Origin of the sequence: Ornithinibacillus halotolerans (assembly GCF_014637405.1) — a bacterium.
Classification (GTDB): Bacteria; Bacillota; Bacilli; order Bacillales; family Amphibacillaceae; genus Ornithinibacillus; species Ornithinibacillus halotolerans.
The window spans coordinates 79,663-97,736 of sequence record NZ_BMEY01000015.1 but is presented as its reverse complement, the minus strand read 5'-3'; the positions used below and the strand labels follow the sequence as shown (position 1 = coordinate 97,736).

The window sequence follows — 18,074 nt, the reverse complement described above, 5'->3', positions numbered from 1 at the left end:
TGGTGTCCTTTTTGTTTACTTTAATATCAGAAAATTGCGTGCAAAAAATAATAAGCATGGTCCTTACCATTAAAACGTTGGTAAGGACCATGCTTATATTAATTTACTGGGGTTTTGTCCCAGCCTCCATACTTATCTACTAATTTTTTAATTGTTATATTGATAAATTAAACTTTTCGATAAAGCTTTAAAAACTCTGGTATGTATAAGACAAATGCTAATGCTAGAAAAGCACCAGTAGATAAGATTAATAGAGATGCAACTTGGGAACTTATTTCGGGAAAACCGATTAATATAAATGTTGCTACGTAAAATACAGCGGTAGATACTTTTCCAAACCACATTGCGCCATCGAGTTTTTTACCTCTTTTTAGTAATATTAGACCGTTAATTCCCATAAATAACTCTTTGACGACGAGTAAGATTACTAGAATCCACATGTAGTCATAGCGAAACATTAAACAACCAAGTATTGCAGCCTGGGTTAGCTTGTCTGCTATTGGGTCAACCGTTTTCCCTAATTCAGTTATTTGATTAAACTTTCTAGCAATCCAACCATCTAGCATATCGGTTAGTCCAGATACTAGAATAATAAAAGCAGCAATATAATAAGCTTCGGCATGATCGGCAGTTATGTAAATATATACGAAAACAGGTATTAAAAGCAGCCTTATATAAGAAAGGATATTAGGTATTGTGAAAATTTCTCTTTTTGTGAGCTTCATTTCTTTTCCCCCTAGAAGCAATGAACATTGAAGTTTGTGAACTCCCTTTATTATATTGTAATATTTCTGGGGAATATTGGAAAGCAGAAGCTTGTTGACTAGAGAAAGTGGTAGGATAGATAGAAGGCGTTTATCAATATTTATTAGAAAAATACATTGCTACCATTCTCGTAGTTAGATAATCTATTGATAGAAAAACTAAAAGAAGAGAAGGGATTATTAGATGTTAAATGTTCAACAGATAAAGTTAAACAATGCAAATCGAGTAATCATCACCTCAGATATTCACGCAAATCTAAGCCTATTTAAAAAGTTATTAACTAAAGTAAATTATTCTAAGGATGATTATTTAATCATAAATGGGGATCTTTGTGAAAAGGGACCAAATAGTTTAGCGGTTATCGACTATGTACAATCATTAGTAAAAGACACCCCCAATGTTTATGTGATAAAGGGGAATTGTGATGTTGTTCATCGCTATGTATTTAATGGCAATGAAGGGATTTTCCAATACATGAGAAATAGGAAAATGTCTGTTTTAAATGAGATGATCGATAGTATTGGTTACTCACTTGATGATTTTTCTAATCTAGAAGAGCTAGCAAATTTTTATCGTAAACATTTTGCAAATGAAATTAACTGGCTGGAATCCCTGCCTACCGCGATTGAGATAGAAGATTATATTATTGTACATGCGGGGATTGATTCGCAGGATTGGTTAAAAACTGATGAAGATACAGTTCTCTATGAAAAAGCTTTTTATAATAAGGGCCATCAGTTAGACAAAACGGTTATTGTTGGACATTGGCCGGTCGTGAATTACCGTTCAGAACAAGTAAGTTCCCATAATCCATTAATAGATTTAGATAAACGGATAATATCCATTGATGGAGGAAATCTAATTAAACAAGACGGACAGCTTAACGCGCTAATCATTGAGGGGGGTAATCTTTCTTATACATATGTCGATGAATTAGTAAACGAAGTAATGATTGTTAAAGAACATATCGATACGACTAAGCGAGTTGGAACTGTCACATATCCGAACTATGAAATGGAAATTACGCAAAAAGAGCAATTTTTTACTCAATGCATAAATAAAAAACTAGGTTGTATTCAGTGGATTAAGAATGAATATCTCATTGAACAAGGCGGGCATACTTTCAGTAAAGATGATCTTAGCGTGACTTTTTTAACTGTAAAGAATGGAGAATATGTGAAAATAATAGATGATGATTGTGAGGGCTATGCACTAGTAAAGAAAACAAGTGGTGAAGTTGGCTGGATACCTAAAGAATGTATTAAACGTACCTAAGAAAAAAGCTAATAAATAGAACTTTACTACCATTGTCACTCCTAATACCTTTGGTACACTTACTTTATAAGTATTTAATAAGGAGCGTAAGGTAATGGAGTATTTAGGTAATAAAAATAAATATAAGAAGATGATTATTGTCGGGGCAATAATTTCGTTACTTGCATTCATTGTTGGTATTGTAACACAAGGGGATGGCTTCCAAATAATGAATGCCTTTTTATTTGCATTGGGTGGAGGGGCAGCAGGTGGACTTATTGGAGTACCTCTTGTTTATCTCACTCAACCTGTTAAGAAGATTGTTGTTACCAATGAAGCAATTCATGTCGTGGAAAGCAAGAAACCAAAGGTTATCAGGCTAGAAGAAATAAAGAAAATTACGTTAATGAAAAATGGAATACGTATTTCCTATAATAAGGGAAGGCTCATTATTAGCGGCATGCATGGTTATCCCTTAAAAGATATCTATAATCATATCAATTCAAAACTTAGTGCATAATTTTTAAACATTTTTGGGTAAACTTTCTATTGTGTGTTTGAAGTTTTTATTAGAAATAGGCAAAGGATTTAATTTTTGAAAAACTATAGCAAACATAGGTTTTATAATGGTATAATGATAATAGAGTCAAGGGATGATGTTGACACTAATCCCTAGCTGTAATAAAATTATATTGAATTAAGGATAATTAAATATATAATTTTTTGGGAATACATGAGTCTAAGTATCTGTCGATGTGTTTGTCAGATCTCTTCTAGAGAGAAAGGAAGTAATTACATGGTAACACTATACGTTACACCAAGTTGTACATCCTGTAGAAAGGCAAAAGCATGGTTCCAGGCGAATAACATACCATACAAAGAACGTAATATTTTTTCGGAACCGCTATCATTCGAGGAAATTAAAGGGATATTACGTTTAACTGAAGATGGTACAGAAGAAATTATTTCTGAACGTTCTAAGGTTTTCAAGGAAATTGATGTTGATATTGAACAGCTTCCAATGAAGGAGCTCTATCAACTAATCCAAGAAAATCCTGGTTTATTAAGAAGACCGATTATTATTGATGAAAAACGTCTTCAAGTGGGTTATAACGAAGATGAGATTCGTCGCTTCTTACCAAGATCGGTTCGCACATTCCAGTTGCATCAACTACAGAAAATGGTTGATTAAAAAAGGTGAGTACAATTTTGTACTCACCTTTTGCTATATTTAGTAAACTTTGTCTCCGTTAAAAATAGAATTCTTGACAACAACATAGTCTACATTACGGATAGCATCAAGTTTATTACCACCTGCGTAAGAGATGGATGATTGTAAGTCTTGTTCCATTTCCGTTAACGTATCTTTCAATGCACCTCTATGCTCCACAAGCATCTTTTTACCTTCCACATTCTTTCTTTCTCCTTTTTGGAATTCAGATGCAGAGCCAAAGTATTCTTTAAATAGTTTACCGTCTTTTTCAACTGTTTCTCCTGGAGATTCTTCATGACCTGCAAAAAGTGATCCAATCATTACCATTGAAGCACCAAAACGAACAGATTTTGCAATATCGCCATGTGTACGGATGCCGCCATCCGCAATAATTGGTTTACTTGCAGCTTTTGCACACCAGCGTAATGCTGCTAATTGCCAACCGCCAGTTCCAAATCCAGTTTTAATTTTCGTAATACATACTTTACCTGGTCCGATACCTACTTTTGTTGCATCCGCACCAGCATTTTCTAATTCACGGACTGCTTCAGGAGTACCAACATTACCAGCAATAACAAAGCTATTTGGTAGATGTTTCTTAATATGTTGGATCATTTCAATAACTTGATTAGAATGACCGTGAGCAATATCAATAGTTATATATTCAGGAGTTAGATTTTCTTCTGCTAACTCTTCGACAAATCTATATTCTTCTTCTTTAACACCAACACTAATGGACGCGTATAATCCACGTTCTTGCATATCCTTTATAAAATCAATACGCTTTTCGGGCTGGAAACGATGCATGATGTAAAAATATCCATCTTCAGCTAATTGCAATGCAATTTTTTCATCAATGATTGTTTGCATGTTTGCTGGAACAACCGGTAATTTAAATTTTCGGCCACCAAATGTAACTGATGTATCACATTCAGAACGGCTTTTCACAATACATTTTGCAGGAATTAACTGAATATCTTCGTAATCAAATACGTTTTCCATAATTTGCACCCCTAAACACGAATATTTTATTTATAGTGAACATAAATCGTTCGCCATTAGCTAATTTACTACATTTTGTTTAGTGTGTCAAATATAGTTTATAAGGATATACTAAATGCTGTTAGAATAATAGTTTTAACGTAGGTTGAAGCCATTAAATATAATATTTTTTTTATGTTAACTAACTGATCTATTGTTTTTCTTATAGTAAAAGGCACTCATTGTTGTGGTGAGTGCCTGTTGTATTGAAGTTTGTGGATCGAGGGTCACTCATGGCAGAGATGAGTGCCCGTTGCATTGAAGTTTGTGGATCGAGCGTCACTCATGTTGGAAATGAGTGCCCGTAGCAATGAAAATCCATCGTCAACCGTCACTCATAGTGGAGATGAGTGCCCGTTGCATTAGAAATTCATCGTCAACTGTCACTCATGGCAGAGATGAGTGACCTTAGCAAAGAAAATCCATGGTCAACCGTCACTCATAGTGGAGATGAGTGCCCGTTACAAAGAAAATCCATGGTCAACCGTCACTCATAGTGGAGATGAGTGCCCGTTACAAAGAAAATCCATGGTCAACCGTCATTCATAGTGGAGATGAGTGCCCGTTACCTAGGAAATCCATGGTCAACTGTCACTCATGGCAGAGATGAGTGCCCGTTACAAAGAAAATCCATGGTCAACCGTCACTCATAGTGGAGATGAGTGCCCGTTACCTAGGAAATCCATCGTCAACCGTCATTCATAATTAATATAAGTGCTCTTTGAATGAGATATTCCACCAATAAGAGCACTCATTACAGCCAAATGCTTATTTCTTCTTCATTCGATACAGATCCATCGTTTTATAGCCTTGTGATAATATATCAATCATTTGTTCGGCTCGTTTATCTCTCGTTTTTTGCTGTTTAGCAGAAAAGATATAGCGTGCCCAATCTCTGCGATACCCTGGTGTGAGACTTTGGTAGAATTTTAATTCCTTAGAGTGGTTAACTAGCAGCATCTCTATATCTGGTTCTTTTCCTTCGTAATCAGCTACACACTGACTTGCTGGAGTTGTTTTCTTTTCTTTCTTTTTCTCGTGCTTTAAGCCAACAACGGTGAACACATCATCCATACTTACCATTCGGGAGAACTTAATATCACTACCATTCACATAACCATCTTCATCAACATGTAGAGCAGGAAAGATATCATCACGGTGAACAAACGTTTCGTAGCGTTTATTTCCTTTTTTAGGATAAGCGAAAAAAAGATATCCTTTCTCTTTTAGTACTTCCTTGCTTGTAATAATTTGGTTAACTTTTGTTTTCATTTCATCTAATGTCTCTACAAAAATAAAGATAGCATCATGATTCTCTGATAGTTCAGTTGGAAATCCGTCAAATACGGAATAATCATTAGGTTCGTTGATGACAGTCATTTGAATATATTTTGTTAGTTTAAGCTTATCAATTACAGACATTAAGTACACTCCTCATATTTACTAGTAACATAAAATGAATAGCTTCATTATGTACAATAGTTATATTGAACTTACATTTCTTTAAAAATTATGTCAATGAAGAAACTGGATTAGGTTGGGAATACTAGTTATGTAGATATAAGGAGGTAATACAAGATGAAAGCAGGAATCTTTTTAGATCGTGATGGTGTGATAAACGAGGTATTAACTAAGCGAGTGAAGTTTGTAAATAAACCGAGTGATTTTTATTTGCTTGAAAAAGTAGGCGAAGCCATTAAATTGTTAAACGATGCAGAGTACAAAGTCTTTGTTGTGACAAATCAAGGGGGGATTGGCTTAGGTTATATGAAAGAGAAAGAACTCGAAAGGGTACATGGGAAAATGAAACATGAACTAGAGAAATACGGTGCCTTTATTGATGACATTGCCTATTGTCCGCATAAGCCACATGCAGGATGCGCTTGTCGAAAACCAGAGCCACAAATGATTGTTGATTTAGCGAAGAGACATGATGTAAATTTAGAAAACAGTTATATGGTAGGAGATCGGGACCCAGATATTGAAGCAGGTAAAGCTGCTGGTGTGAAGACGGTCTTAGTTGGTAAACGGGAAAAATCGAATACAAATGCAGATATGGAATTTGAACGTTTATATGATTTCGCAAAATGGTTAATAAGTTAATTACCATGTTTTTCAGGAAAGAGGGGACTACCCAGCCCGAAGATAGTCGAACTTCTTTAAGTTTATGTAAATACCTAAAATTTGGAAGGATATTTAACATACTCATCGAATATAGTATTAGAGCTGTTAATATTAAAAAGAGGAGGAGTATATATGTCCAAAAAAGTATTAATTCTAGCTGGAGATGCAGTGGAAGCCTTAGAAATCTATTATCCTTACTTTCGTTGTCTAGAGGAAGGCTTTGAAACAACAATTGCTGCATCATCACCTAAGAAACTACATACTGTTGTACATGACTTCATCGGTTGGGAAACATACACAGAAAAGGAAGGGTATTTGATTGAGGCGTCTGCAAGTTTCGCTGATATCAATCCAGAAGACTACGATGGGTTAATTATTCCTGGTGGTAGAGCACCAGAACATATGCGGTTGAATGAACATGTTCCAGCCATTGTGAGTCACTTCTTTGAAGCAGATAAGCCAATTGCTGCAGTATGTCACGCAGCTCAAGTACTAACTACTGTACGTGAACATATGAAAGACCGTCAGCTAACAGCTTACATTGCTTGTAAGCCAGAAGTGGAAGCACTTGGTTCCACGTATGTATCAGAGCCGAATCATGTTGATCGCAACTTAATCTCTGGTCATGCATGGCCAGATTTACCTGGATTAATGAAAGAATTTGTAAAACAAGTTAATGGGGCCAAGGTAGAAGCTTAATATTAAAAAGGAGTAGCCATATCGGCTGCTCCTTCATTTTGACTAAAATTCTATCAATATGGTAACCCTCATAATAAATAAAATGAATTATTTGAGGTGGAACAATTGATCCAAGAGATTAGTCCTTATTTAGTAACAAATGGAAATGGCCAAGAAGCAGTAGAATTTTATAAAGATGTTCTCCAAGCAGAGTTAATTAGTTTTCAGACATTTGGGGAAAATCCTATGGAGGGTCATTCTCTGCCCGAGGAAGCAAAGGATATGGTACTTCATGCGCATCTAAAAATCGGTGGGTCGGTACTAATGATATCCGATAACTTTCCGGGGAGGCCATATCAAGTAGGAAATCATCTATCCATTGCAATCATGATTAAAGGGGCCGATAATACAAAAGCTGTTTTTGCCAAACTTGAGCAAGGCGGAGAAGTTGAAATGCCATTACAAGAAACATTTTGGAGCCCACTATATGGACAAGTTCAAGACCGTTTTGGTATATTGTGGAAAGTATCAACAACCGAAAATTAATTGGAGTTAGGGTGTGGAACAAAATCCATGCCCTTTCATTTTACGGAGGAATAAATATGTATGAAGAAAATTTTATAACAGATATTCCTATTCTAGAAACCGACCATTATTTATTACGTGGTGTAGCATTAGAAGATTCAAAAGCATTATTTCCAATCTTGAGTGATAAAACAACGATGAAGTTTATCACTCCCCACCCTGTTTTGGGTGAAGAAGATGTAAAGTTACTTATCACTACTTATTTAACCAGATTTACTGAACAAAAGGAAATTCCATGGGTTATTGTACATAAAGAAAGTAATGAGGTTATTGGCCAGTTTCGTCTGCATAAATTGCATCTTTGGCATCGAAAAGCAGAGATGGGTGCGGTGATTCGAGAGGACTTTCAAAGAAAGGGAGTAATGACAGAGATTCTTCAATCAATTTTACCGTTCTTTTTTGATACATTGAAACTCAACCGATTAGTAGGGGATATATTTGAAGGGAATGTTGGCTCCATGAAGCTCCTAGAAAAGTTTGGGTTTACCAAGGAAGGTGTACTAAGAGATACAGACTTTGATGGAGAAGTTTTCCATCATACAGTCGTTTATTCAATGTTAAGGCGTGAATACTTAGAAAATAAGTGATAGCAACTGATAATTTACTTAATTTTTGAAAAATTATATACTAATAGTATCAAATAGTAAATAGAGGTGCAGCAATGAAACTAGTAAGTTACCGATTAAAAAATACTAATGAATCGTTACGAGTGGGAATTGTTATAGATGAAAATGTGATAAATTTACAAGATGCGTATCGAGCTGTCAATCCTGATGTTGATAGGACAAGGATTGAGGGAATCATCCCAGCTGATCCGACAAGTTTTTATAAATTAGGAAGTCCAGCAATTGAAGTTGCAAAGGAATTACATAGACAATTGAAGAACAATGATCAATATGCCTTACACTACTTATCGCTTGAAGATGTTTATTTAGGCACACCAATTCCAGAGCCATCTAAAATTATCTGTGTCGGTAGAAACTATATAGAGCATGCACAAGAGATGAAAAGTGATATTCCAGAAATTCCGGTGCTTTTTGCTAAGTTTGCTAACGCATTAATAGGACCCAATGATGATATTGAAAAAACGCCACTAACTGAAAAGCTAGATTATGAAGTGGAGCTGACAGTTGTTATAGGGAAGGAAGCTTCTAAAGTAAAGAAAGAAGATGCCCTTAATTATATTGCTGGATATACAATTGGTAACGATATATCTGCACGTGATCTACAAAAACGGACACCACAATGGTTACAAGGAAAATCGGTTGATAAAAGTACACCGATTGGACCATGGATTGTAACTGCTGATGAAATAGAAGATCCAGGTAAGCTTGATGTTCGATGCTATGTTAACGGCGAACTACGTCAGTCATCCAATACGGATAAATTTATCTTTGATGTTCCGTATTTAATTGAATTTATATCAAATATCATGACATTAAATCCAGGAGATATTATAATGACAGGCACTCCTGAGGGGGTTGCCTTTGGGATGGAAGATCCTAAATTCCTACAACCTGGAGATGTTGTAACATTAGAAATAGAGAAGATAGGTACGATGAAGAACCGTATTACTGAAGGACTTGTTTAGACATAAATCGAAATGCACACTCGTAAAATGATAGTATGTTTCCTAATCGTATAAGGAGGGATAACATGAGTGAAAAGGTTGTTATTAAAGTAAATGACAATGGCTCCTTACGTATTACAGGTGATGTGGAATTAATTGATGCGGAAGGTAATGTATTTGAGACGAAAAAGAGTTTTTCTCTATGTCGTTGTGGGCATTCAGCTAAAAAACCATTCTGTGACGGTACTCATCGCAAAATTGACTTTGAAAGTGCACCACGAGCAGAATGAAAAAATCCGTAATCCCAAAATTGGGGTTACGGATTTTTACTTATTGTAATGCTAGCCATCCAACTTTCCATACACCTAGTTCCTCATCTTTATGAAGTCGGAATGCCATATGATGGTTATCCAGAGTAAAACGAATCAATGCTTCATTGTCGGATAGATATGTTTCATCAAAATGATTAATTTCTAACATATTGTAATAATGTTTTTCAGATTCGTCAGTTGAAGAATCACTCCGCTCCGAAAGGAATGCTTCTTTATCTGGATAGATGGAATTCTCATTTTTAATATACAGGCCATATTCCACATCGAGATTATTTTCAAAAATAGCATGATAATGAAGTCTAAAGACGTCAAATGGACTCAGTCCCTTTAGCAGTTCTTCATCAAATGTAGCCTCATATTGTTTATAAATGGTTAATAACTCATCAGATAATTCTATTGTTGACTCATGCTCTGTTAAAGAGATAGAAGGAATCCCATATTCATCTAAAATAGTTACGTAAACTTTACTTCCTATATCCTGGGAATGATGGTATTCCAATTTGATAATATCAAACTTAGCCACACCATTTGTTGCAGATTCCATGTTATTTTTATAATAACGAGCTAAATCTTCATTCTTAAAATAAAAGGAAATTTCTCGATTGACATCTGTTTCAGCAATTGGTAGCTCTAATAGTGATTCCTCATCTGGAAGAAATTTCAATGGATTATCATCAATAAATTGTCCGCTAATGGAACCACTCCCTGTAAAGGAGATGATTGTTGAGTCTTTGGACTCAGTAACTGATTCTACGAACATATTGCCATACCGACCATTTGCTTGAATGGTTTCAGGGTTAAACAAAGTATTGCTAGAATAATTAGTTAGATTGTCCTGAGCAGTTGATTTTTCTTCTTCAATTACTTCGAAATTAGAAGCAGAATCTTCATCTGCATCGAATATTTCCATTTCCGAACCTTCTATACTATCCTCAACTGCTGCATTGTCATTTGAAGTAGTATTAAGTAAATTCGGTTGATTATTAATGGTAATAACAAAAATCAATACCGCAACAGAAATGGCCATACCGGTTATAACTTTTGGGATCAAAGAGACTTGCTTTTGAACCGGCTTTCTTTCTAGTTCTTGAATCTTCGTACGCACTGCCTTTCGGTTTGTATCTGAAAAGGAAATGGGAATGTTATTAAATTCATCTTTTAAATCGTGTAATCGCTTATCCATGGTTGACACCACCTTTTTCAGCAGATAAGCTATCTTTCAATTTTAACCGACCTCGGTTTAGTCTTGTACGAACAGTCGCTTCGTTCATGTTCAATACCTCACTTATTTCTTTCGTGCTAAGGTCTTTAAAATAAAATAAGATGATTACTTCACGATATTTGATCGGTAAATTCATAACCGTTTGAAGTAATTCACTCGAATGATCCTTCTGAAGTGTCAATTCTTCCGGAGTTATTTCTTCTTTCTTTTGTGTATGAGATGAGGTGATTAGTTTTTCTCGCAACCGCTTATTACGGGCATGCCAACTTCTTAAATAGTCCTTACATTTATTAATAGCAATAGAGTAAATCCAACTCTTTAATGTTGAATTTCCTTGAAATGTATTTAACTTCTGGTAAATTGTTACGAATACCTCTTGTGTAACATCATCTGTATCTGCTGCATTTTTTAAGTATGCAAATACTAGTCGTTTTATTTCATCTCCATACATATCCATAATTTTTTCAATGGCGAGGGCTGGATTGGACTGCAGTTCCTTTATGCCCTCTTTGTCGTATGAAGGATGGAAAGCTTTCGAGTGGCCCACTCTATTTCCTCCTAACTACCTAATCGTTTATAAGACGGAATGATTTAACGAGATGTTTCATGTTTTCTAATTGTAGTCTATCACAACTGGAAAAGGTTGTAATTATGTTTACAATTTTCCCAATATTATTGTAATATGCGTGGCTAATTTAATATACTGAAGGAAAGATGTTGCAGTTGATTTAAAGGGGGAAATCAAATGAAGTATGACTGTATCGTGGTTGGAGCTGGTCTTGCCGGGTTAGTTGCAACTACAGAGTTAGCCGATGCAGGAAAAAAGGTGCTATTACTTGATCAAGAGCCAGAATCAGCTTTAGGTGGACAAGCTTGGTGGTCGTTTGGGGGCTTATTTCTAGTGGATTCTCCAGAACAACGTCGTATGGGTATTAAGGATTCTTTAGATTTAGCCTGGCAGGACTGGTTAGGAACAGCGGGTTTTGACCGCGAAGAAGATGAAGATTATTGGGGCAAAAAGTGGGCTCGTGCGTATGTTGAATTTGCTGCTGGAGAAAAAAGAGATTGGTTAAGAAGTTTAGGAATTCGGTTTTTTCCTGTTGTCGGTTGGGCAGAACGTGGTGGCTATCTAGCGGATGGGCATGGCAATTCTGTTCCGAGATTTCACATTGTATGGGGAACTGGGCCAGGAGTAGTAAGTCCGTTTGAGAAAAAAGTCAGGGAGTATATAAATAATGGATTAGTGGAATACCTTCCTAGGCACCAAGTGGATTCGTTAATTCAGGAAGTTAATAGGGTAGCTGGTGTTCGTGGCTCAATATTGGAGCCTAGTGATGTAGCGCGAGGAGAGGAAAGCTCTAGAAAGATTATTGGTGAGTTTTCTTATGAAGCGGAGGCAGTTATAGTTGCAAGTGGAGGAATAGGGGCTAATTTTGAACTTATTCGTAAAAACTGGCCGAGTCGATTGGGAGTTCCTCCGAAAAATATGATATCAGGTGTTCCAGCTCATGTGGATGGAAGGATGCTAGCCATTACGGAACAGGCTGGTGGCCAAATCGTTAACAGAGATCGTATGTGGCATTACACAGAAGGAATTAAAAACTGGAATCCCATTTGGCCAGCACATGGCATTCGGATTTTACCAGGCCCATCCTCCATTTGGCTTGATGCAGTAGGGAATCGTTTTGGGGCACCAAATTTTCCGGGCTTTGATACACTAGGGACATTGGAAGCTATTATGAAGTCAGGTTATGATTATTCTTGGTATATTTTAACGGAGAAAATTATTGAAAAAGAATTTGCCTTATCTGGCTCAGAGCAAAATCCTGATTTAACAGAAAAAAGCATTCGTAAGTTATTATCAAGGATACTCCCTGGTCCACCAGCACCTGTTAAAGCATTTATGGATAAAGGTGAAGATTTTATAGTAGCTAATTCACTATCTGAATTGGTAAAAGGGATGAATGAATTAACGGGAGAAAATTTGTTACATCTGGAAAAAATAGAAGAACAGATTGCCGCCAGGGATAGGGAGATGGAGAACAAGTTTACAAAGGATCTACAAATAACAGCATTACGTGGTGCAAGGCATTATCGAGGTGATAAGTTAATACGTGTTGCTTCCCCTCATAAAATACTTGATCCCCAAAATGGACCATTAATTGCTGTTCGATTAAATATATTAAGCCGAAAAACATTAGGCGGTCTTCAAACAGATTTGTCTGCAAGAGTGTTAGGTGATAATGGTCAACCTATTCCAGGCTTATATGCTGCAGGAGAAGTAGCTGGCTTTGGTGGTGGTGGTGCTCATGGGTATAGAGCGTTAGAAGGGACCTTCCTTGGAGGATGCTTATTCTCAGGACGTGTTGCTGGTAGGAGTGTTGCCGAGGAACTTGGAAAGGGAATTGTTACTGTTAACACTAATCCTGTTTTGGAATACTAAAGTTAAAGTTTTAAACGATTTAGATTTTCATTGCCTCTTAAAACGTAAAGAACGAGCACTATGTATAAGTTTCCCATATGTTCAAAAACTAACACGAGGAGGCGATGAAAAATGGTAAATAAAGAAAAGGAATTTAATAATATGTTTAAAGAGAATAGAAATCATGGCGAACATCGTAACGGTAGAAAGAGTCAATTTAAAAATAGTTCGGCTCATGGAGATGGAAAACCAGATGAATACTTGAATCGTAAGGATTAGTAAAAAAAGGCATTCGCATTTATATTGCGAATGCCTTTATATTATTCTTTACTCTCATTCATTTTTTCGCTAACCATACTGTTTAATATATGGTTAATCCCAACCGTCTTTTCCACTTCTAATACAAAAGCAATCCCTTTTCCAGGCGTATTTAACTCCGCATCTTTATTAATTGCATCAAGGACTGTAGATGTTTTATCTCTTGAAATAAGCGTCAAAATTACTTCTTTTTCTGGTTCAATAAGAATATTGAAGAGTTTTGCCTGCTCATGAATACCGGTTCCACGACCATTTATAATCGTACCGCCTTCAGCTCCAGCTCTTTTTGAGGCATCAATCACTTTGTCTGAATCCCCTTTATTAACAATAGTAACAATTAAATCATAAAGAACTTTCTCCTCATTCATCGTGATTGAACCCTCCTTAACTTCTGTTTCATATTCTGTTTCTAATCCGAGCATATGACAAATTCCAGTTACTTGTTTTGTGTTAATGACAAATGCGATACCCTGTTTCTTTTCTTTTAATTTTGCTGTTGTAATAATGGTATTTAATACGTTTTGATAAATATCTTCCGTAACAAGCGTTAAAATAATTTCGCGTTCTCGTTCAACAGGTATTCCCATAAAGCGCATTTTTTCATCCGCGCGAAATCCATTTCCTAAAAGAGTTGTTCCCCCTCTGGCGCCTGCCTTTTTGGAAGCTTGAACAATCTTTTTTGCTTTTTCCTTTTTAACGATCGTGATAATAAGCTTTTGATTCAGCCTCATTTTGGGCATTTTGTTTCTTCTCCTTCCTACCATATAAAATTCCAAGGGTCAGAACACTTAAGATTGGTGCCAGTGCAACAAGAGCAACCATACCAAAACCGTCAAGTAGAGGATCTCTTCCATCTGTCACGCCAGCAACGCCAACAAATAAAGCTAATAAGAAAGTTGCAGTCATCGGTCCAGTTGCAACACCGCCAGAATCAAAAGCGATGGATGTAAATGTCTTAGAGGAAAACTTAACCATAATTAAGGCTATTATATAACCAGGAACAATAAAATACCATAGGGAAATGCCTAAGAAAATTCGAATGAAGGCACAAACAATTGCAAGACCAACTCCAATTGACAATGTGTATAAGAGGATCTTTCCTGGAATGTATCCACCAGATACTTTTTCCACCTGTTTCGTTAATACTGCGACAGCAGGTTCAGCATAGACGACGAAAAATCCAATGACAAATCCAACCGGTAATAAAATCCACTTATAAGATAGTGAACCTAACTTTTGTCCCATAATCTCTCCGACAGGTAAAAATCCTATATGTACACCTTGTAAGAATATGGATAAACCGAGGAAGGTTAATAGAAAACCTACACCAATATCAAATATACGACGCATAGGAAGTTTTAAAAATATTATCTGAAAGAACAGAAACAGAATAGCTAATGGTGTAAGCGCACTCAATACTTCCAACAAAACATCAGAGAAACCTTCAAAAATATGCAAGCTCATCCGTAAATCACCCCTAGCAGTAGAACCGAAATAATTGGTCCTATGGAAGCAAGAGCGACTAAGCCAAACCCGTCACTAGATGATGACTTCCCTCGAATAACTGTAGCAACACCAACTCCTAATGCCAAAATAAATGGTACAGTTAAGGGCCCAGTAGTAACCCCACCAGAATCAAATGAAATGGGCACAAATGTGGCTGGTGTAAACAGAGCAAGGATAAACGCTATGGTATACCCAACTATTAATAAATAAACAATATTTATATTTAGAATGATACGAAGCATGGCAAGTGCAACAAAAATCCCTACACCTAATGCTACAGATAATATTAATATCGATTGTGGAATTGACCCACCTGACACACTATCAACTTGGGTTCCAAGTACTCTCACATCAGGCTCTGCAATTGTTACAACCACCCCTAAAATAAATCCAAATAAGACAATCATCCATACCTTTTTTGTTTTAGATAATGCTGAGCCAATTAATTCACCAACAGGCTGTAATCCAACATTTACTCCTAATAAGAATAAAATAAGTCCAAGTCCAACCATAAATGCACCAATTAAAAATTGAAGAAATGTTTCCATTGGGAGCCATATTAAAGTGAATTGTAGAATTGTAATAATTATTGTTATTGGAACAATAGACATAATTACTTCTTTAATTGTTTCTCTAATATTGTCCATATAAAACCACCTTTCGTTTGATCATAGAAACAAAAAGCAAAATAGATATAAGAGCGAAAAAGGATAACTACCTTGAAACGGATAGGGGAAAAAATTATACTTATACTTTTAAATTATATCAGTTATTTGGTATTTTCAGAAATATTTGTGCGAAATATTAAGAGAATTCACCTTGTTTTTTATGAAATCGTCCCAGTGTTCTTACCTAACGCATAGAATAAAGTACTGTAACTTATAGGGCATAAAGGGGAGAGTACCCATGAGTTTATTTATTAATAAAAAATTACATCCAACAGTGTTCAAAAATAATGCTTCTATAAAAGAGCCTAATCAATCCTATTACGAGACAAATTATTTAAAGGAACTAATAGAAAATCAAAATAAACTAAATGATTCATTTCATCAGTCGATGAAAAACTTTAAAATATCACTCCAAAAGCATCGACATAATGACGAAAATCGTTGGCAGGAAGTTAAGCATGATATAGAAGTTATTAAACAAAGTGAACAAAAGCATCAAGAATTTGAGAAGGAGATGAGGGGGTGGATTAAGTTGTTAAAGCAAAATAATCAAGAACTTCATCGAATAGTGCAATCAAATAGCGAAGTTAATGAAGAGATTTTACAAGAAATTAATCGGATCCATGAGTCCAATCAATTAATGATGCAGCAAGTAGAGGAATTTTTCTCGATGAATCAACAGGTTAATAGTAAAGTAGAGACCCTTGTAAATGGTCAAGAAACATTACTTGAGCAAGCAGTTCACACCAACGAAAAACAGGATAAAGTAATTAATCATCTGGAAAAACAGGATGCAATTCTTGAGAAAAACAATCGTGAATTAAACCATATTCGTTCTATTATATTTGAGCGCACTAGTTTTATTGCAGAGAAAATTGAGGAAAGTGTTAAACTTACTTCATCCGTATTATATAAATTTTTTACCAAGTCAGATAAACCAATAGGATTACTCATAGGGAATGAGAAGAAAGAGAAGAAGGGTGGATAATCATTATAGAGGTTGGGACAAAACTAAATTTCTAATTTTAAAGCCGAACAATACGATACATTAGCTCCGGAAATATACGTAGACTCCTGCGGGAGGAAAGGCATAGGTGAGACCCCGCAGTGCGTTAGCACGAGGAGGCTCAGCAGCCGCCCGCGGAAAGCGAAGTATATTTCCGGAGCGGGTTAGTTGCATCCAAATCGTATAGTTCGGTTCTACTATTTAGAAAAATATTGTCTTAGCCTCTATTGTTGTGGAAAAGTTAATTAATGTCGTTTGTTTAACCAAAGTACTCCTGACTTAACAAGTCTTGGTACGATTCCAGTTAAAGGTTGTTTCATCATATTTCCGAATCCGTCATTTTTTCCAAGCGAACCAAGTGTACCTCTCAAACGGATATCCCTTGGTTTCTTTGGTTCTTGGTTTCTTAAAATGGCCTGCAGAATAACGGCAGTCTGTTCACCTTGTAAACCTGCTAATTGTGCACTTGGAGAGTGGATAGAAGATGCACAATCTCCAATAACATAAACTTTAGGGTCATCAGGTACTTGGAAATATTCATTAACAACGATCTTCTGTTGATTGTCCTTTTTATATGGAAGTTCCCGCGCAATTCTAGATGGTTGTACACCTGCTGTCCAAATGGTCACATCATTTACATAACATACTCCATTGTTACAAACCCCATCTTTTTCTACGTATTCTACATTTGCATGGTGGATTACTTCCACATCATTTTTGTTAAACCAGTCTGCTACATAGCCTTGGATTTTCGGATCAAATGGCCTTAGAACAGAGTTTCCACGATCTAATAAGCGAATATTAAGATCTTCACGGCTCTCTCTAATTTCTGAAGCAACTTCGACTCCACTTAAACCAGCGCCAACAATAGTTACTTTTCCATTTGCTTTTAAGTTACCGACTGCAAGTCCTGCTTTTCTAGCGTTAGCAAATGTTTGTACACTTTCGGTATATTGTTCTGCCCCTTCTATACCGTGATAATTATCCTCACATCCTAGTGCAACAACTAAATAGTCGTAACTAACTGTTTCACTACGGTCTAGAAATAATACTTGTTGATGTTCTACATCTACTTTATCTACTTCCCCGTACACATATTGAATCTGACTATGCTTAGGAAAGTTTTGTCGTACATCTTTGTCAGCAACAGTACCTGCAGCAATTGTATAAAATTCTGTTTTTAAAGATTGATATGGATTTCGGTCTACGATGGTTAGAGTTACATCTTCTGGTAAATTCTTTTCAACCAGGCCAAGAGCAACCTTTATTCCTCCGTATCCGCCACCTAAAATAACCACATTTCTCATTTTCTATAACCCCCATCCCCTGTAGAAGTCTAGAATGCTAGATTTAGGGATTTTATTAATTTA

At 36.0% G+C, this 18,074-nt stretch carries 21 protein-coding genes; 12 read left to right on the top strand and 9 right to left on the bottom strand.

What is annotated here, in order from left to right; genetic code table 11:
- Positions 1-167 precede the first annotated feature (167 nt).
- Positions 168-725 (bottom strand): CDP-alcohol phosphatidyltransferase family protein, encoded by a 558-nt coding sequence (locus tag IEV35_RS14180; RefSeq protein WP_188385320.1) that lies wholly within the window; start codon positions 723-725, stop codon positions 168-170.
- A 223-nt stretch (positions 726-948) separates the two neighbouring features.
- On the opposite strand from IEV35_RS14180, the gene IEV35_RS14175 reads away from it, so the two are divergent.
- From IEV35_RS14175 to spxA, 3 genes are all read left to right on the top strand, one after another.
- A complete protein-coding gene (locus IEV35_RS14175) occupies positions 949-2,040 on the top strand; it encodes a metallophosphoesterase (protein ID WP_188385319.1) in 1,092 nt (363 codons plus the stop codon).
- Between the two features lie 94 nt (positions 2,041-2,134).
- Positions 2,135-2,539 carry a hypothetical protein gene (locus tag IEV35_RS14170; protein WP_188385318.1) on the top strand — a complete coding sequence of 135 codons (405 nt, stop codon included), beginning with the start codon at positions 2,135-2,137 and terminating at the stop codon, positions 2,537-2,539.
- A 276-nt stretch (positions 2,540-2,815) separates the two neighbouring features.
- On the top strand, positions 2,816-3,211 hold the full coding sequence (spxA, locus tag IEV35_RS14165; RefSeq protein ID WP_188385317.1) for a transcriptional regulator SpxA: 396 nt from the start codon (positions 2,816-2,818) through the stop codon (positions 3,209-3,211).
- Positions 3,212-3,250: 39 nt separating this feature from the next.
- Here spxA and guaC read toward each other — a convergent pair whose 3' ends face one another.
- A complete protein-coding gene (gene guaC / locus IEV35_RS14160; RefSeq protein ID WP_188385316.1) occupies positions 3,251-4,234 on the bottom strand; it encodes a GMP reductase in 984 nt (327 codons plus the stop codon).
- Between the two features lie 807 nt (positions 4,235-5,041).
- A complete protein-coding gene (locus IEV35_RS14155; RefSeq protein WP_188385315.1) occupies positions 5,042-5,695 on the bottom strand; it encodes a YdeI/OmpD-associated family protein in 654 nt (217 codons plus the stop codon).
- Between the two features lie 156 nt (positions 5,696-5,851).
- On the opposite strand from IEV35_RS14155, the gene IEV35_RS14150 reads away from it, so the two are divergent.
- The 6 genes from IEV35_RS14150 (at position 5,852) to IEV35_RS14125 (ending at position 9,520) form a co-directional block, all read left to right on the top strand.
- Positions 5,852-6,376 carry a D-glycero-alpha-D-manno-heptose-1,7-bisphosphate 7-phosphatase gene (locus IEV35_RS14150; protein WP_188385314.1) on the top strand — a complete coding sequence of 175 codons (525 nt, stop codon included), beginning with the start codon at positions 5,852-5,854 and terminating at the stop codon, positions 6,374-6,376.
- Positions 6,377-6,529: 153 nt separating this feature from the next.
- The gene (locus tag IEV35_RS14145; RefSeq protein ID WP_188385313.1) at positions 6,530-7,096 is read left to right on the top strand and encodes a DJ-1/PfpI family protein; all 567 of its coding nucleotides are present in this window, start codon (positions 6,530-6,532) and stop codon (positions 7,094-7,096) included.
- 105 nt (positions 7,097-7,201) lie between these two features.
- Positions 7,202-7,621: a VOC family protein gene (locus IEV35_RS14140; protein WP_188385312.1), complete on the top strand. Its 420-nt coding sequence runs from the start codon at positions 7,202-7,204 to the stop codon at positions 7,619-7,621.
- A 56-nt stretch (positions 7,622-7,677) separates the two neighbouring features.
- Complete coding sequence (locus IEV35_RS14135; RefSeq protein WP_188385311.1) at positions 7,678-8,247, top strand: GNAT family N-acetyltransferase; 570 nt, start codon at positions 7,678-7,680, stop codon at positions 8,245-8,247.
- A gap of 74 nt (positions 8,248-8,321) precedes the next feature.
- Positions 8,322-9,251, top strand: a complete 930-nt coding sequence (locus tag IEV35_RS14130) for a fumarylacetoacetate hydrolase family protein (RefSeq protein WP_188385310.1) — start codon at positions 8,322-8,324, stop codon at positions 9,249-9,251.
- Positions 9,252-9,316: 65 nt separating this feature from the next.
- Positions 9,317-9,520, top strand: coding sequence for a CDGSH iron-sulfur domain-containing protein (locus IEV35_RS14125; RefSeq protein ID WP_188385309.1), 204 nt, complete (start codon positions 9,317-9,319; stop codon positions 9,518-9,520).
- 40 nt (positions 9,521-9,560) lie between these two features.
- Here IEV35_RS14125 and IEV35_RS14120 read toward each other — a convergent pair whose 3' ends face one another.
- Together IEV35_RS14120 and IEV35_RS14115 are read right to left on the bottom strand one after the other, a co-directional pair.
- Positions 9,561-10,745, bottom strand: a complete 1,185-nt coding sequence (locus tag IEV35_RS14120; protein ID WP_188385308.1) for a hypothetical protein — start codon at positions 10,743-10,745, stop codon at positions 9,561-9,563.
- Positions 10,738-11,331, bottom strand: coding sequence for a sigma-70 family RNA polymerase sigma factor (locus tag IEV35_RS14115; RefSeq protein WP_188385307.1), 594 nt, complete (start codon positions 11,329-11,331; stop codon positions 10,738-10,740). Before IEV35_RS14115 ends, IEV35_RS14120 begins: the two co-directional genes overlap by 8 nt.
- 198 nt (positions 11,332-11,529) lie before the next feature.
- On the opposite strand from IEV35_RS14115, the gene IEV35_RS14110 reads away from it, so the two are divergent.
- Together IEV35_RS14110 and IEV35_RS14105 are read left to right on the top strand one after the other, a co-directional pair.
- A complete protein-coding gene (locus tag IEV35_RS14110) occupies positions 11,530-13,227 on the top strand; it encodes an FAD-binding dehydrogenase (RefSeq protein ID WP_188385306.1) in 1,698 nt (565 codons plus the stop codon).
- 111 nt (positions 13,228-13,338) lie between these two features.
- Positions 13,339-13,485, top strand: a complete 147-nt coding sequence (locus tag IEV35_RS14105; RefSeq protein WP_188385305.1) for a hypothetical protein — start codon at positions 13,339-13,341, stop codon at positions 13,483-13,485.
- A gap of 41 nt (positions 13,486-13,526) precedes the next feature.
- Here the strand turns inward: IEV35_RS14105 and IEV35_RS14100 are convergent, their stop codons facing one another.
- From IEV35_RS14100 to IEV35_RS14090, 3 genes are read right to left on the bottom strand one after another with little or no spacing between them, the layout of a single operon-like run.
- Positions 13,527-14,264, bottom strand: a complete 738-nt coding sequence (locus IEV35_RS14100; RefSeq protein WP_188385304.1) for a P-II family nitrogen regulator — start codon at positions 14,262-14,264, stop codon at positions 13,527-13,529.
- Positions 14,218-14,988 carry a DUF1538 domain-containing protein gene (locus tag IEV35_RS14095; RefSeq protein ID WP_188385303.1) on the bottom strand — a complete coding sequence of 257 codons (771 nt, stop codon included), beginning with the start codon at positions 14,986-14,988 and terminating at the stop codon, positions 14,218-14,220. The genes IEV35_RS14100 and IEV35_RS14095 overlap by 47 nt, the downstream gene beginning before the upstream one ends.
- Positions 14,985-15,677, bottom strand: a complete 693-nt coding sequence (locus IEV35_RS14090) for a DUF1538 domain-containing protein (RefSeq protein WP_188385302.1) — start codon at positions 15,675-15,677, stop codon at positions 14,985-14,987. Before IEV35_RS14090 ends, IEV35_RS14095 begins: the two co-directional genes overlap by 4 nt.
- Before the next feature lie 259 nt (positions 15,678-15,936).
- Here IEV35_RS14090 and IEV35_RS14085 point away from each other — a divergent pair, with 259 nt between their 5' ends.
- On the top strand, positions 15,937-16,686 hold the full coding sequence (locus IEV35_RS14085; protein ID WP_188385301.1) for a hypothetical protein: 750 nt from the start codon (positions 15,937-15,939) through the stop codon (positions 16,684-16,686).
- Between the two features lie 263 nt (positions 16,687-16,949).
- Here the strand turns inward: IEV35_RS14085 and IEV35_RS14080 are convergent, their stop codons facing one another.
- On the bottom strand, positions 16,950-18,011 hold the full coding sequence (locus tag IEV35_RS14080; RefSeq protein ID WP_188385300.1) for an NAD(P)/FAD-dependent oxidoreductase: 1,062 nt from the start codon (positions 18,009-18,011) through the stop codon (positions 16,950-16,952).
- Positions 18,012-18,074: the final 63 nt, after the last annotated feature.